General features: G+C 36.7%; 14 protein-coding genes and 1 riboswitch. Of the genes, 8 read left to right on the top strand and 6 right to left on the bottom strand.

Translation table 11 applies throughout. The annotated features are described in order from the left end of the window. Positions 1-146 precede the first annotated feature (146 nt). Entirely contained in the window at positions 147-1,082 is a 936-nt protein-coding gene (locus tag ACW2QC_RS19435; protein ID WP_457545585.1) for a fumarylacetoacetate hydrolase family protein, read from the top strand. A gap of 280 nt (positions 1,083-1,362) precedes the next feature. On the opposite strand, the gene ACW2QC_RS19440 is transcribed toward ACW2QC_RS19435, so the two are convergent. The 3 genes from ACW2QC_RS19440 to ACW2QC_RS19450 all read right to left on the bottom strand — a co-directional run bounded on the left by ACW2QC_RS19440 (position 1,363) and on the right by ACW2QC_RS19450 (position 4,368). After that, on the bottom strand, positions 1,363-2,466 hold the full coding sequence (locus ACW2QC_RS19440; RefSeq protein ID WP_457545586.1) for a 5-methyltetrahydropteroyltriglutamate--homocysteine S-methyltransferase: 1,104 nt from the start codon (positions 2,464-2,466) through the stop codon (positions 1,363-1,365). Positions 2,467-2,533: 67 nt separating this feature from the next. Next, on the bottom strand, positions 2,534-3,271 hold the full coding sequence (locus ACW2QC_RS19445) for a cyclase family protein (RefSeq protein WP_457545587.1): 738 nt from the start codon (positions 3,269-3,271) through the stop codon (positions 2,534-2,536). A 47-nt stretch (positions 3,272-3,318) separates the two neighbouring features. Further along, complete coding sequence (locus ACW2QC_RS19450; protein ID WP_457545588.1) at positions 3,319-4,368, bottom strand: homocysteine S-methyltransferase family protein; 1,050 nt, start codon at positions 4,366-4,368, stop codon at positions 3,319-3,321. A gap of 590 nt (positions 4,369-4,958) precedes the next feature. Continuing rightward, a riboswitch (SAM riboswitch) is annotated at positions 4,959-5,056 on the bottom strand. Positions 5,057-5,328: 272 nt separating this feature from the next. Here ACW2QC_RS19450 and ACW2QC_RS19455 point away from each other — a divergent pair. From ACW2QC_RS19455 to ACW2QC_RS19465, 3 genes are all read left to right on the top strand, one after another. Next, positions 5,329-5,760 carry an RDD family protein gene (locus ACW2QC_RS19455; RefSeq protein ID WP_457545589.1) on the top strand — a complete coding sequence of 144 codons (432 nt, stop codon included), beginning with the start codon at positions 5,329-5,331 and terminating at the stop codon, positions 5,758-5,760. A 24-nt stretch (positions 5,761-5,784) separates the two neighbouring features. Further along, positions 5,785-6,393 carry a 3'-5' exonuclease gene (locus ACW2QC_RS19460; protein WP_457545590.1) on the top strand — a complete coding sequence of 203 codons (609 nt, stop codon included), beginning with the start codon at positions 5,785-5,787 and terminating at the stop codon, positions 6,391-6,393. 133 nt (positions 6,394-6,526) lie between these two features. Then, positions 6,527-7,423: a methyl-accepting chemotaxis protein gene (locus ACW2QC_RS19465; RefSeq protein WP_457545591.1), complete on the top strand. Its 897-nt coding sequence runs from the start codon at positions 6,527-6,529 to the stop codon at positions 7,421-7,423. Between the two features lie 124 nt (positions 7,424-7,547). Here ACW2QC_RS19465 and ACW2QC_RS19470 read toward each other — a convergent pair whose 3' ends face one another. Beyond that, positions 7,548-8,057, bottom strand: a complete 510-nt coding sequence (locus tag ACW2QC_RS19470; protein ID WP_457545592.1) for a spore coat protein — start codon at positions 8,055-8,057, stop codon at positions 7,548-7,550. A gap of 126 nt (positions 8,058-8,183) precedes the next feature. Here ACW2QC_RS19470 and ACW2QC_RS19475 point away from each other — a divergent pair, with 126 nt between their 5' ends. Continuing rightward, positions 8,184-9,053: a halocarboxylic acid dehydrogenase DehI family protein gene (locus ACW2QC_RS19475; RefSeq protein ID WP_457545593.1), complete on the top strand. Its 870-nt coding sequence runs from the start codon at positions 8,184-8,186 to the stop codon at positions 9,051-9,053. An 88-nt stretch (positions 9,054-9,141) separates the two neighbouring features. Beyond that, positions 9,142-10,521: an FAD-binding oxidoreductase gene (locus tag ACW2QC_RS19480; RefSeq protein WP_457545594.1), complete on the top strand. Its 1,380-nt coding sequence runs from the start codon at positions 9,142-9,144 to the stop codon at positions 10,519-10,521. A 332-nt stretch (positions 10,522-10,853) separates the two neighbouring features. On the opposite strand, the gene ACW2QC_RS19485 is transcribed toward ACW2QC_RS19480, so the two are convergent. Together ACW2QC_RS19485 and ACW2QC_RS19490 are read right to left on the bottom strand one after the other, a co-directional pair. Further along, positions 10,854-12,116 carry an MFS transporter gene (locus ACW2QC_RS19485; RefSeq protein WP_457545595.1) on the bottom strand — a complete coding sequence of 421 codons (1,263 nt, stop codon included), beginning with the start codon at positions 12,114-12,116 and terminating at the stop codon, positions 10,854-10,856. A gap of 2 nt (positions 12,117-12,118) precedes the next feature. Continuing rightward, complete coding sequence (locus ACW2QC_RS19490) at positions 12,119-12,604, bottom strand: ArsR/SmtB family transcription factor (protein WP_457545596.1); 486 nt, start codon at positions 12,602-12,604, stop codon at positions 12,119-12,121. 409 nt (positions 12,605-13,013) lie between these two features. Between ACW2QC_RS19490 and ACW2QC_RS19495 the strand changes: the two genes are divergently transcribed. Together ACW2QC_RS19495 and ACW2QC_RS19500 are read left to right on the top strand one after the other, a co-directional pair. Continuing rightward, the gene (locus tag ACW2QC_RS19495) at positions 13,014-13,667 is read left to right on the top strand and encodes a hypothetical protein (protein WP_457545597.1); all 654 of its coding nucleotides are present in this window, start codon (positions 13,014-13,016) and stop codon (positions 13,665-13,667) included. Positions 13,668-13,941: 274 nt separating this feature from the next. Further along, a complete protein-coding gene (locus tag ACW2QC_RS19500; RefSeq protein ID WP_457545598.1) occupies positions 13,942-14,487 on the top strand; it encodes a hypothetical protein in 546 nt (181 codons plus the stop codon). Positions 14,488-14,578 lie beyond the last annotated feature (91 nt).

The raw sequence follows: 14,578 nt of genomic DNA on the forward strand, positions 1-14,578 counted from the left end.
GCTCCAAAAACTAAGAAGAGCTAATGGATTTTCAGAATAGCGTATAAAGTGCTAAAATAGTTTTAAATGTTGAGAAGTGTTAGCGTGTGCAAAATGCTTACATCTTAATTCCATTTTAAAAAAATTTTTCTACGGGGTGGCTAAATATGAAACTGGTAAGCTATAAATTTAAAAATCAACCTGGTACATATCGAATTGGTTGTGTGATTGATGAGAAGGTAGCTGATTTGCAGGAATGTTATCGTGCTTTACTGATTTCCAAACAAGATAAGGATTCCATTCACACGATTGAATGTCTTCTTCCTGCCGATCCAAACACATTTTTCTCGATGGGGGAACGTGCAATAGAACGAGCAAAGGAGGCCTACAATTATATTGTTCATCATACCAATGAGAACTATATGTTTGAAAAAGCGGAAGTAAGTTTAAGTACACCAATGCCAACACCTTCCAAAATAATTTGCGTTGGCAAAAACTATGCAGAACATGCTGTAGAGATGAAAAGTGATATCCCTGATTATCCAGTGCTGTTTGCGAAATTCAGCAATGCCTTAATTGGACCAGAAGAAGTTATTGAAAAATCTCCATCCACCAATAAGCTGGATTATGAAGCGGAATTAGCGGTGATCATTGGAAAAGAAGCATCACACGTGAATAAAGCGAATGCACTTGACTATATTGCCGGATATTCAATTGGCAATGATATTTCCGCACGTGATTTGCAGAAAAGAACACCTCAATGGCTTCAGGGAAAAACACTGGATCGCAGCACACCTGTTGGACCGTGGGTAGTTACAAGAGATGAAATTGGAGATCCGAGCAATTTATCTATTTGTTCGTATGTGAACGGGGAAAAACGCCAAGATTCAAATACGAGACATTTTATTTTTGATGTTCCTTACTTGATCGAATTTATTTCTGATCTAATAACATTGAAACCAGGAGATATTATCTTAACTGGTACGCCAAATGGAGTAGGTTTTGCGATGGATCCACCACAATTTTTACAGGACGGAGATAAGGTTTCGCTGAAAATAGAGAAGATCGGGGAACTGGAAAATAAAGTAGTTGAACCTCGATAAGAAGTGATTTTGAATTAAAAAACCAACTTAACAACGTCTTATAATTATTTCGGTCAAGAAACCTCTAATGAGAATAAGGGTCCGTTATGGAAAAAGGATAAAGGGAGGAAGAGAAACGACTCGCTTTCCGCGGACGAGTGCCTAAGCCTCCTCACAAAAACCGTTGCGGGTCTCGGCTCACTCGTTTTGCCGCAGGAGTCTCGCCGTTTCTGCTCCTCCCAAAATCAAACGGAACCACTTGCGAAACAATAAGTATTTTTAGAGGGATGAAAGTTTGTATTTATCCCCAAATTTCCTTCGCCACATCAACGATAAATTTTAGTTTATTCCACTGTTCTTCTTCTGTAAGTTTATTCCCGTGATGTGTTGATGCAAAGCCACATTGTGTACTTAAACCTAATTGTTCAAGCGGCACATATTGTGATGCTTCTTTAACACGTGCCTTAATTGCTTCTTTGTCTTCTAATTCTCCGTTTTTCGATGTTACAACGCCTAAGATGACGTGCGCTCCACCATTCGGAATATATTCCAATGGTTTGAAATCACCTGACCGTTCATCATCATATTCCAGGAAGAATCCATCTACTTTTTCTTTTGCTAATAATGTTGGTGCGATCAAGTCGTAGCTTCCTTCAAATGCCCAGGTAGATTGGTAGTTTCCTCGACATAAGTGTGTTGTTACAACTAAATCCTCTGGTTTGTTTTCTAAAACACCATTTGCTACACGTAAAGCTAGATCAATTAGATAGTCTCTTGAATATTTCCCATCATTGAATGGAATTTCAGGTGAAGAGAGTCCGGCAATGTAAACATCATCTAATTGTATATAGCGTGCTCCTGCATCATAAAAGGCTTTTAATGCATCTTGATATGTTTGAATAATATCGTTTGCGTATTCTTCAATATCCGGATAAATTGCCGGATTATGAATGCCACTGTTAAATAATTGGTTCGGACTTGGGATGGCTATCTTTGTAATAGCACGACCATCAACAATTTCATTTAATTCAATGAAGTCCTGGATAAATGGATGGTCTGGATTGAAGGAAACTTTTCCTATATTTCGTACATCGTATTTTTCTGTTTCCAACCCTTCAAATTTGTATCCGTGTTCAGGCACATACCCTTCTATTCCATGTAAATGTTCTAAGAAATCTAAGTGGAACCATGTACGTCTAAACTCGCCATCGGTTACTGCTTCTAGCCCAATTTCGATTTGCTTGTCAACAATTCGTTTGATCTCTTGCGTTTCGACCTTGCGTAATTGTTCTGCAGTAATTTTCCCTTCTTTGAATTCCTTTCTTGCCTCATGTAGTTTCTCTGGACGTAATAGACTTCCAACTTGATCTGCTCTGAACGGAGCTTTTGTTAATGTAATAGACATGTAAATTCCTTCTTTCTTTTTTATTTTAGTAATGCAACAATTTGGTTATTTTTTATTTAACGCTAAGCTATGGAAGTATTGCAAATGATCGTACTGGAAACCCCGATGCTTTTTTTGCCTTTGGTACAATATTAATGATAACGGAACCTTTTGCAGGTACTTTATCTAAATTGGTTAATAACTCAACTTGATAGGTGTCTTGGTCAAGCACATAGTATTCCGCCAAAAGAGCACCATTTTTTTGGAAGTCAACAGCTGCATCAGTATCAAATGTTTCATGACCAACCGCTTTTATCTTTCGTTCTTCATATAGGAATTTCAAAGCTTCCAGGGACCATCCGGGTGCATGGTTATTACCATCAGCATCTTTATTGTCGAATGCCTCTTGATCAGGCCAGCGCTTGCTCCAATCTGTACGTAATGCAACAAAGGTATTAGGCTCTATTTTTCCATACTCTTCTTCAAATGTTAAAATATCATCAACCGTTAATGTAAAATCATTGTTTTCAGCAGCTTCCTTGGATTTATCAATAACAACTAGTGGTAAAACGAATTCCTTTAAATGTAATTCATCTAAGTACCTTGTATTGCGGACAAAGTGAATCGGTGCATCCAGATGTGTACCATACTGTCCAGGAAATGTGAAGCTTTGTGCGAAAAAACCATCATCATGATCAAATAGTGTTTCGAATTTTGCTGCTTCAAATGCTGAAAAGTGAGGTGAATCTGGACCAAAAGCATGTGTCAAATCTACCCATTGTTTTTCCTTTAATAATTGTATTGCTTTGACTAATTCGTTTGCCAAAAGATCACCTCATTTGTTATATTTTGGAGATTTGGATATATGTGCAATCAGGCTTTTAACCGATAGTTCAAATTATGCTGCTTCAATGTTTCGTCTTTTCCAAATAGGAAATGTTTCTCCATATTGGGTGAGTATGTTGAATTAACTGTTTCCACACCTACTGCTTCTGCCACTGCTCGCAACATTGCTGGTGATGCACCACAACACAAGCCAATATAATTTATACCAATATCTTTTGCCTCTTTAGCCCATTCCGCCAATTCATAACGGTTATGATATAGTGGATCTAATGCGGTTGGAAAGGTGGTCTCCAAAGGCAAATGACAGCTGCATCCTCCATCAGGCAAGTTAAAGAAAGTTGGGTTTTCTTCTGTTGTACGGTATGGGATCGGCAAGCCACCAACATAACCATCTACATTCTTTCTTATTTCAGCAAGATATGGTTGCATCGTATTGGGACCACGGAAACAATTCATGCCAACGACCAGGGCGCCTTTTTCAGAGAGAACTTTACATGACTCATCGACAGTATAGCCGTCTCTTAATATATTTTCTCCCATTAGTCCTAGGGTGATGACTGCTGGAAGTTCTTGTTTAAGGATCTCCTCTAATGCGATGAGTGCTTCCTCATGGTAATAAAAAGTCTCCCCGTTAATGAAATCGACTCCTTCTTCCTTGCACCACTTAACCATTTCAGCAAATATATCTCTAACTTTTGCCTTCGATTCAGGGTCGTCCGGATCAAAGATATTCGTGTTTGAAATATTTCCAGCTACTAGTGCTTCTTCTTTCGGATGCTCACTTGCAACCTCTTTAGCTAAGCGGATAGCATTTCTATTTAATGGCTCTAATAAATCCTCTTTTCCAATAATGCGCATTTTTTCTCTATGTGCATTATATGTAAAAGCCAACACAACATCTGATCCGGCATTCATATAATCCCTGTACGCTTGTTTAAGGGCCTGAGGATTATCTAAAGCCACCTCAGGGACAAAGGATCCGGCTTGCAAATATCCCCTTCGTTCCAATTCAAATAAATATCCCTCACCAGCAATTACTGTTCCTTCTTTGAGTCGTTCTTCTAAACTACGCTTCATTCATTTTCCTCCTCTTTTTGGTTTGTGGTAGGCTTTTACTACGTGTTCAAAAAGTAAAAGCTCTTTTCGTAAAGTTTGTTGCTTTTAAAATTTCGTAGTTGATATAAAATGCGACGTAACTATACTATGTTGATTTTGTAGTTTTCTTTCCCCGTACACTCCGCTTTTTGGGGGCGGCTGCTTGAGCCTCCTTGATGAAGACACTTTTCCGAGACTTCCGGCTTCCTTCGTGTCTTCATGCCTTGATGAAGACCTTTTCTCCGCTAGAATTGATCAACTGGAAAGAACTTCACAAATCACTGATATCATGGGCTAAAACCACTTTTAATCAGAAAATGGTCATCAGCGGAGGCAGAATACGAAGCCGTGCCCGCGGAAAGCATCCACCCGGAGCGATCCCGGACGGCGGGAAATGCACGTACTTATAGAAAAGATCTCAGCAGTTACGTCGCATTTTATATCTATTGTGTAACAAACAACAAATGTTTTCGATGAGGCGAGTAATCGCAGTCCCAATCTTTTAGAAAACAACCATAATAAAAACCCCCTTCTTTAAATAAGAAGAGGGTTTCACGCCGTAGTAGCTGCTCTTCTTATCTTCAAGCATTACGCTTCTGGAATTAGCACAGTACAAATGTCTGTTGCTGAGGTTTCAACGGGCCAGTCCCTCCACCTCTCTGGATAAGAAAAATTACTATTTAATTAAGTTATTGATAAATACATTACCGCTTTTGTTTCGAAATGTCAACAAAATAATATAACTTTTTTGAAAAAATAAAATACCGCCAATAAAAGATAACATGATAAATAATTTCGTTCATGTCTGTACAACTTGAGCGCGTTTTTTTGCACGGGGGTAGAAATGAATTATAATGAGATATAAATACTTATTATTTGGGGTTCAATTTCATTTAAAATAAACTCGGGTAATAAGTTCAAAAGATGGAAAGGTGTTTTAGTTTGGAACAGGAACAATATAAGCCAGCAGGATTTTGGATAAGATTTTTGGCGAATATGGTGGATGGGGTATTTACCCTCGTAATCGGATTAATTATCGCCTTGTTAGTGAATGATCACGTTTTTTTCAATTATAGTTTAGAAAATACTTCTAGGTCAGAAGACGCGGCCAATCTCATTTATTTTGTTATTTTTGTTATCATTTTCACTGGTAGCAAGTTTCGTGGCTCTCCAGGGAAAATGGTATGCAAAATTCAAGTGTTAAACAAAGATATGACGCAAATTAGCTTGTTGAAATCGCTAGGAAGAGGATTTGCGTATGTTATTTCCGCAATTCCTTTAATGGTCGGTTACATGATGGCCGGATGGAATGAGGAAAAGAAAGCATTGCATGATATTATATGTGGTACGAGAGTTGTTTATCGAAAAAATTAATGCATTAAAAAGGGGAACAAAGTTATGCAATTCACTTCCATTGATTTTGAAACGGCAAATGCGAAACGTCATAGTCCATGTGCGATTGGGGTCGTTGTGGCAAATGAATACGAAATTGTAGATGAGTTTTACAGTTTAATTAATCCGCTCGTTGAATTCAGTTCATTTAACATTGCCGTTCATGGGATCACACCCGGAGATATTGCAGATGCACCAACATTTGCAGAAGTTTGGCCGACGTTACATAGATACCTTGCCAGTAATCTAGTTATTGCGCATAATGCCAGTTTTGATATGAGTGTAATTCGGAATACACTTGACTATTTTCAGATAGGTTATCCCGAAATGGACTATCTTTGTACAGCAACTATTTCCAGAAAAGTTTGGCCAGATTTAGTGAATCACAAACTAAACACAGTGGCTGCACATCACGGAATAGCATTTGAACACCATCATGCATTGGAAGATGCACGCGTCGCAGCTTATGTTTTTCAAAAAGCGATGAAACATTATAATGGCGGTGTTGATACGTTGCTTACAAATTGTCACATGAGAAAAGGCCGGATTTTTGATCATGGGTATACAACACCAAAAATGAAAAAGGCCACCCGAAAACAGCGAATTTACTTTTAATAACAAAAGTACTAGATGTGTGACTTGTATCACATCTAAATGAAGAAATTCCCTCTACACTTAAAATAGGAGGGGATTTTTTTATGCTATTCACGACAAAGTTAAAACCCAATGATCAGACAAGATCAGTCATTTGATTAACGATGTGAAAGAGATTACCAATATTGTAGAGTTGATTCAAAATATTGCAGATGAAACGAATTTGTTAGCACTTAACGCCTCGATTGAAGCGGCCCGTGCTGGTGATAGTGGACGTGGTTTTTCCGTTGTAGCCAATGAGGTCCGCGGATTAGCGGAACAAACGAAACAATCGGTTAACCAGATAAGTAAGACGATCCAGGGCATTCAATTTGATTCCGGTGATGTTGGCAATACTGTAGAAGAAATGTCTACTTCATTATACAAGCAGGTGGATCAAGCCAATAATGCGATTGCGATGATGGAAAAAAAGATGAAACAAATCGAGGAAGTAGGTGATTCAACGAGCAGTATTGCAGCAATTGCACAAGAACAATCAGCGGCAACACAGGATATTACCGATCTTATTTTTGCCATTCACGACCATACCGAAAAAATAAAAGACCAAACAAATACAACGGGAAATTCCATTTATCAAGTAAGTCGGGAAGTCGATGATCTTAGGAAAGAAGTTATCAGCGTCATTCCGGAATTAACCTCTGGCCAGCTTTTGCGTGTCGTCCAAACGGAACATCGTTTATGGAATTGGTGGATATACAACAGGTTGCTTGGATATCATACCGAGCAGCGTGAAAAGACAAATCTATCTGATTGTCGTTTAGGAAAATGGATGAAACAAATGAAACAAGAAAATCAGCCTATCGCAACATTGGCAGTGTTTAAGGCACTGGAAATATCTCATCATGATGTACATCGCAAAATGGAGGAAATTTACCGGTTAATAGAACATGGACAGATTGATGAAGCTGATCAGGAAATGGCCGAATTTCAATTATTGTCCAACCAGGTTATCGAAGCAGTAAAAGGATTACAGGCAGAAGTTAGTGTATAAAACAATAAGAACGGTCTAGTTATGATTGGGCCGTTCTTATTGTTTTCGTGTTCTTTTCCTGTGTTTCTTTGAATGTAATGTCCAGCTCAACCTTCAGATAATGAGCAGTTAAATAGCACATGTTCTATTTATAATGCATTTCCAAAGCCATATGAGCATTCTTTAGGTCATTTTTCAGTAGCTTTTCCAGATTATACGCTGGATAGAGTCCTTTATCATACATATAAGAAAAGATTTTTGCATGCGCTTGGATTGCCTTTTGCAAATGTTTGGTTAATGTTTCTCGTAACATCGGTGTAGCAGTCTCAGTTATTGCTGCTGCATACGTTTTTACGGATGTTTTAGACAAAATTAACAAATCCCCAGCGTAAAAGCCATTACCTAAATTTCGAGTATCTAATTCTTCATCATCATCCCGGGGTGCCAATGAATAAAATTGTAATAACTCCTTAATGTTATTTTCATAATCTTTAATGCATTGGACGTAGAGGTTATGAAGCATGTTATCCTTCACATCCCCTACTGACTTCTTTAATTTCATTAATCCAATTGATTGAAAAGCTACAAGTTCATGTATTTCCAATGTTTCATGCCAGGCAAGGTGTTTAGGATCGTTCTTACGTGATGATTCCATAATAAAAGTGTTCCTCCTTTTTACTAGTCAATTTCACTATATTCAAGGTACTGAAAATAGGAACTGGAAAAAATGTTTTTGGGCAAATGTCATATGTATGAACAAAAATTTTAGGAAGGAATACAAATGTATGGATCTAAACTATTGGGTGGGTATGGGGGGATCGTTATGCCATATGATTATGGGGTACCGGAAATTTACGAATTTGAAGCAAAAGGTAATCTGAATCATCTGTACCATGATATTCAGTCTGTTTTAAAAGTTCCCGTTGTTAATTTTATTTTTAGAACGTTGGCGCTTTATGAAACGTTTTTAACGATCGCTTGGGGTCAAGTACGTTCCAATATGCTGACAAACGAGATGGAAGCAGCAGCGAGACAGCTTAGGTACCCAAATTTATCCGTTGATGTGCCAAATACAAACTGGAGTAATGTATACGATTTACCAACCATTGAGCAAATAAAGCGCGTTATTTTCACTTTTAATTATGTCAATCCAAAATTGTTATTGATAGCTTGTTCCTGGGCGGAGAGTTTGAGCAATCGACCGATACGGGGGAGTCAGAATTATGGTGAATTTATAAGACCTGGAATAATAGATGGGTTGCCAAAAATTCATCTAGTGGAACTGAACGATACAGACTCCTATGTGCAACGTCTACTCGCGGATATTATGAAAACACATCATGCATATGATGCGGCAAGTGATTATCGTGCATTAGCAAATTACCCGAAATTTTTGTCGAAAAGCTGGAAAGGCCTGAAACCATATGTTGGGTCAAACGAATACAATTTGCAAAAAGCGAATCTAAAGACAAAAGCGATTGAACTTGTCCATGATCGGATGGCTTTTCCGGTTACAGTAAACCCAGATTTATTACATCAAATTTATAACCCTAGGGACATAACAGGGATTATGGCGATTGTTTCCATGTTTCAAAACCTCCTTCCTTCGTTAATTATTGAAGGGGAATATTTTAGGCGGATGATAGGCTAAGCATCGTCATTCATTAATTAAGGTAAATTTATGTTACGATAATAATAGGATTTTTGACTATTCGCATAAAATAAAGGGGATGTAACTTTTGAAATTATTGGAAGAACTGCAGCAATTATTAGCGTCTGACCGAGTATCGAACAATCAAACAATTTTAGAACAACATAGTAAGGATGAGTCCTATCATACACCACATTTACCGGAAATCGTTGTGTTTCCGGAAAGTGCAGATGAAGTAAGTCAAGTTGTCAAATTAGCAAATAAGTATAATACGGCTGTTGTACCGTTTGGGTTCGGTTCAAGTTTGGAGGGTAACGCCATTCCGTATAATGCGGGAATCGTACTAGACTTTTCATTAATGAATAAAGTGTTGGAGGTAAGAGAGGACGATTTCCTTGTTAAGGTACAGCCGGGCGTTACTCGTTCACAGCTGGACAAAGAGCTTAAAAAGTATGGTTTATTTTTCTCAGTTGACCCTGGAGCTGATGCTACACTTGGCGGGATGGCTGCAACGAATGCCAGTGGAACGACTGCGGTTAGATATGGTATCATGCGGGATCAGGTTCGTGATTTGGAAGTTGTTCTTGCCGATGGTTCCATTGTCCATACAGGTAATTTAGCTGCTAAATCATCCTCAGGTTATCATTTGAACGGCCTTTTCGTCGGTTCGGAAGGGACATTAGGCTGTTTTACTGAATTAACGTTAAAGGTTTATGGCATCCCTGAGCATGTGATGGCCGCGAGAGCTTCTTTTGCTAGTGTTGACGATGCAGTCGAAGCGGTAATTGCTATTTTACAAGCTGGTATTCCTGTAGCAAGAGTCGAACTTGTCGATGAGCAATCAATCAAGCAAATGAATCTTTTTAGTGACACGAATTATAAAGAAGTACCAACTTTATTCTTAGAGTTTCATGGGAATGAAGCAGGACTCAACCAAGATGTGGAATTCACGAAAGAGATTGTTTATGATCGAAGCTGTCAGGATATAGAATTTGAAACCGATACTGCGGGCAGAAATCGTCTTTGGGAAGCTCGCCATAATGTTGCATATGCTTATATTCACGGTCACCCAGGAAAGAAACAGATGGTAACAGATGTCTGTCTACCAATTTCTGAACTTGCAGGTGCGATAAAAGATGCTAGAACTGTCGTTGAACAATCAGGGCTTGAAGGGGGAATTGTCGGTCATGTTGGTGACGGCAATTATCATATTCTCCTGATGGTCGATGTAAATGATCCGCAAGATATTGAAAAAGCAACTGCTGTAAATGAGCACATCGTTGATTACGCCCTTGCTAGAGGTGGCACATGTACCGGTGAACATGGAGTCGGGGTCGGTAAGCAAAAATATCAGCAAAAAGAACATGGGCAATCACTCGATGTCATGCGGAAAATCAAGCAGGCGTTAGATCCAGCAGGTGTGTTAAATCCGAATAAAGTTATTGGGACTCGTCCCCCTGTCCGCTAATTGTGGGTTTGAAATAAAATTGTACCGTTTATAAAAAAGATGTATCGTTTTGCCCCTTTGGATATGTTTTGTCCAAAGGGGCTTTCGTGGTAAAAATAAATGAGGTATTATTCCTTTAATACGAAGGGCCATTTTGTTGAAGAGAATAATTTTAGTTGTGGCAAGGGAATTTTATAGATGAGTTTGATTAGGGACAATGATTTTCGTGGATGATAGTTGGTTGGTACTATATGATAAATTTTATACTTTTGTAATCATCATCCCTATGGAATAAACTAAAGCCACCTAAATCGATATTATTATATCCAATCGCCACTTGACAGAGAGTAGCATTACGCATTAGCCTTACGATCACTAAACAGATTTACACTATCGATACTAGGAAGTTTACGTAAAACGGAACTACTTAACCAATAAATGCTGAAGATAATCATCGAAATACTACAGATCACAACAGATATTTCTGGTGTAAATGCTTCACCTAAAACACCACCAATTAAAGAACCTAAAGGCATTCCTAGAGATGCTGCACTAGTTAACAAGGTAATTACTCTACCTATATACGCTGTCTCTACCTGTTTTTGTATGGATGAAAATACAAGGAGGTTTAGTATCCCTAAAGAAATTGCACCTGTACAGAATAAAATCATAGATGCTACTAATGGTAAAGTTGCGGTACCCATCCACATGATACCTGTGCCAATAAATGTTATGATGATTAATTTTCCAAAATTGATATGTTTTAGCTTTGGAGAAATAATAGTACCAATCATTATTCCAAGCGACATAGAAGCTAAATAAAAGCCATACGCAGCTTCTATACCATTACCTTTTATAAGGGAAAATGCAGGTAAATTTGTTGTCATGATAATCATTGCAATGTTAACAAAGACTATAGAGAAAATCATTTTAGGAACTAATGAATTTCTAATATAGTTAAAACCCGCCTTGAGATCTATTATATAAACATTAGCCGCAGATCCAATAGATTGAGATTTTTCTCTAGAAATATCTGGTTGTTGGAAATTGAAAAATGCATACAAGATGGTTAGTAATACTAGACATATAGTAGTAATTGAAATAGCTGGAATAGTACCAATGAATGATATGATAATACCTGCTCCTGCAATAAAAGCAATATCCATCGCTTCACGAATCGTTTGTAAATAGGAATTCGCTTCAACCACATTATCTTTCCCTACAATTATTGGTAATATGGTTGATTCGATTGGATACGTATATTGTGTAAATAAAGCGACGATAAATAACAAAATAATGACATACCAAACATTTAATCCAATCGTGTAGTGTAATAACGGTATAGTAAATAAAATGATCGCTTTTATAAGGTTACTATATACCAAACCATTTTTATATTTAGCGTAGTTAGCTAATGGTGCAATTAAGAACGACAGTGCCCCCGCTGAAGATATCGCAAAAGCTGCAAATCCAGAATAGAGAACACTTCCACTCAAATTTAATACAAGCAACATTCCTGCAACTAAGTAAATACCGCTTCCTATTCCATTAACAATAACACCTGTCATTAAAAGTAAAAAGTTTTTTTCCAACATAAATGGCTTTATTTTTTTCATAATTAATTCTCCTCCTCATTAGATTCTTTAATAAGAAATTCTATTGAATAAGGTGATTGTTCCTCACTATCTTTTTCTTTATGAGATAAGTGGCCATATTTAAAGAAAAGTTCCTCTAATTCTTCACTTAACTGAGCCACAAGTTTTTTAGATAAATACACAATTGCGGTGTTACTATCAACATGTCCCGGTGGAGATACTTTCTCCGGATTCTTAAATGATCTAGCTTTGGCCCTGTAATACTTTTCTACAATCCCTTTTTCTGTGCTAATGCTTTCAACTTCTAAAATATCGTGTTTAACAAGCTGTTGAATATGATAATAAACAGTTCCAGGATTTTTCCCTAACAAATCAGCTGTTTGTTTAGGAGTCATGGGTTGTTCGTAAAGATAGGCTACCAATCTTGCTCGTAAAGGGTTGGATAACACTTTTTGTTGCTCCCAATTAATATCCATAATTTCGCCTTTATCCATCTTTTTTCTGTCCATTATTATCACCTTTCCTTAGATAATTTGGATTTACAAATTGAATTATATTTATAATACAATTTGTAAATCCAAATGTCAATGATATTTATCTGATTTTTTAAATTAGATAGAAAATGTAAGGAAAGGGTTAAATTATTGCATTCCGATCTGTCTGATAAATTCCTAAATGAGCATTCCATTAAGGGTCGCTTTTCTGTAATAAAGATCAGCGCTCATTCTTCGTATAAGGGCCATTTTGTTGAATATTCTTTTCAAAGATAGTTGGATATTTATGTTAAAATAAATGCAGATTGTGAAGGAATATACTTAAACTAAACGGGCAGGTTTGTTGAAGAAACTATAATAAAAGTAACATTTTACCTTAGTTAAAAAAGGGCGATCAAATATGATAAAGAGAGGAAGGTATACGATGATAAGAAGTAAAGTGGCACTCATTAGTTCAGTTATTATTTTAGGTGTATGTATGTATTTATATTTCCCGTTTCCTAATAATGTAATGTTAGAAGCACGTTCTGTATTCATGTCGTTTCCAATCTCCAATCAAGATGGATATATTTTGCTTGGTATAATTGGGTCCGTTTTGTTTATAATCGCTATGATTTTACTGGTCATTGGCATGAAGAAATATCACTTTCGAACAATAGTAATAGTTGTAATAGTATATACAATTTCACCAAATCTTCTAATTACGATGTACCAAGAAACGTTAGCAAGTGGCATTACAGCAATTTCATACGATGGTAATGGCAAGTGCAATTTTGAGTCTGTGAGTACAGACTTATTAAACGGGGAATGCAATCTTGTATTACATAATCGAAGTAATGAAGCTGTGTCATTTGAATTAGAATTTATAGATTTATTTTCTATGGAAGACGAAGTACGAATGGAGTCACTTATGAATTTAGCTGGTCCGTATAGTATTACGATAGAAGCTAATCGTGAAAAATCTATTCATTTGAAGGAATTACTCGAATTATCAGATGTCCCAAACCATATTGAAGGAGGAAATTCGTCTGATATTCATTTTAAGCTAATTGACGAGGATAATACACGCACTTTATAGTAGATGTTTCATTTTATTTAAATAGAGAAGTTGTACGCCTATTGAAAATTTAAGATAAAGTGAATGAGGGTTAAAGCTTTATAGAACTAACGAAGTATTTTGTGAGACCTTGCACTTAAACTATCTGGTACGTTTCTTTAATAAGGAGTTTGCACCTTATTTCACTATTGGGCAGTTTAGTGGAATAAAAAATTGACAATTATTCCAAATGAAAAGGAGTTTTATGAGGACAAAGAGAATATAACTTTAATAACAAATATTTGGAGGGATGAGGGTGAATTTTATTGGATTTAACAAGGAAATGAAGGGTATATTTTATGTGTTCCTTTTGTTTTTAGTTTTTGGATTAATAAGTTTATATATTGCTGATTCTATAAAATTAAAGTACAGTTTGGTTCGTGATAACTTTGTTAATCAATTGAGTGTTAAAGACTCTTCCAATGTTGATGTTAATAAAATCGAAAAGACTCTTCAAACTATTAATGAAAAATTCCATACATCTGAAAGTATTGCTATTTATGTTAAAAGGGACGGAATCAATGACGTGCAATATTTCGACTTGGACTTAAAAGAGGCTGAATATTTGTTTCCAGTAAATACAGTAAAGGAAGATAACTTAATAACTGAGGGATTTCGTGTAACTGAAGGATTCAAAGCTGGGAATTATTACATTGTTCACCACTTTTTCCCCAATTGGTTTTATTTATTCCCTATTGCATTGTTTACTGTAAGCGGGGTTTTATTTATACTTTGGATTTTACTTCAAATTAAGTATACTTACACCAGTAGAAATTTGAAACAAAAACCTTTAATTAATTAAGTAAGTGAGTTATCTTTTTTTCCAAATGTGTTGGGGTGCTTTTCTTCAAAAGATTGGATTAATGATCTTCCATAAAAGGGCGCTATTCCGC

Source organism: Virgibacillus sp. FSP13, from assembly GCF_054048505.1.

Excerpts from the sequence above, each read along its gene's own strand:
- ACW2QC_RS19435 (WP_457545585.1), top strand. The coding sequence starts at position 147 with ATGAAACTGGTAAGCTATAAATTTAAAAATCAACCTGGTACATATCGA.
- ACW2QC_RS19440 (WP_457545586.1), bottom strand. The coding sequence starts at position 2,466 with ATGTCTATTACATTAACAAAAGCTCCGTTCAGAGCAGATCAAGTTGGA.
- ACW2QC_RS19450 (WP_457545588.1), bottom strand. The coding sequence starts at position 4,368 with ATGAAGCGTAGTTTAGAAGAACGACTCAAAGAAGGAACAGTAATTGCT.
- ACW2QC_RS19460 (WP_457545590.1), top strand. The coding sequence starts at position 5,785 with ATGCAATTCACTTCCATTGATTTTGAAACGGCAAATGCGAAACGTCAT.
- ACW2QC_RS19470 (WP_457545592.1), bottom strand. The coding sequence starts at position 8,057 with ATGGAATCATCACGTAAGAACGATCCTAAACACCTTGCCTGGCATGAA.
- ACW2QC_RS19475 (WP_457545593.1), top strand. The coding sequence starts at position 8,184 with ATGTATGGATCTAAACTATTGGGTGGGTATGGGGGGATCGTTATGCCA.
- ACW2QC_RS19485 (WP_457545595.1), bottom strand. The coding sequence starts at position 12,116 with ATGAAAAAAATAAAGCCATTTATGTTGGAAAAAAACTTTTTACTTTTA.
- ACW2QC_RS19490 (WP_457545596.1), bottom strand. The coding sequence starts at position 12,604 with ATGGACAGAAAAAAGATGGATAAAGGCGAAATTATGGATATTAATTGG.
- ACW2QC_RS19495 (WP_457545597.1), top strand. The coding sequence starts at position 13,014 with ATGATAAGAAGTAAAGTGGCACTCATTAGTTCAGTTATTATTTTAGGT.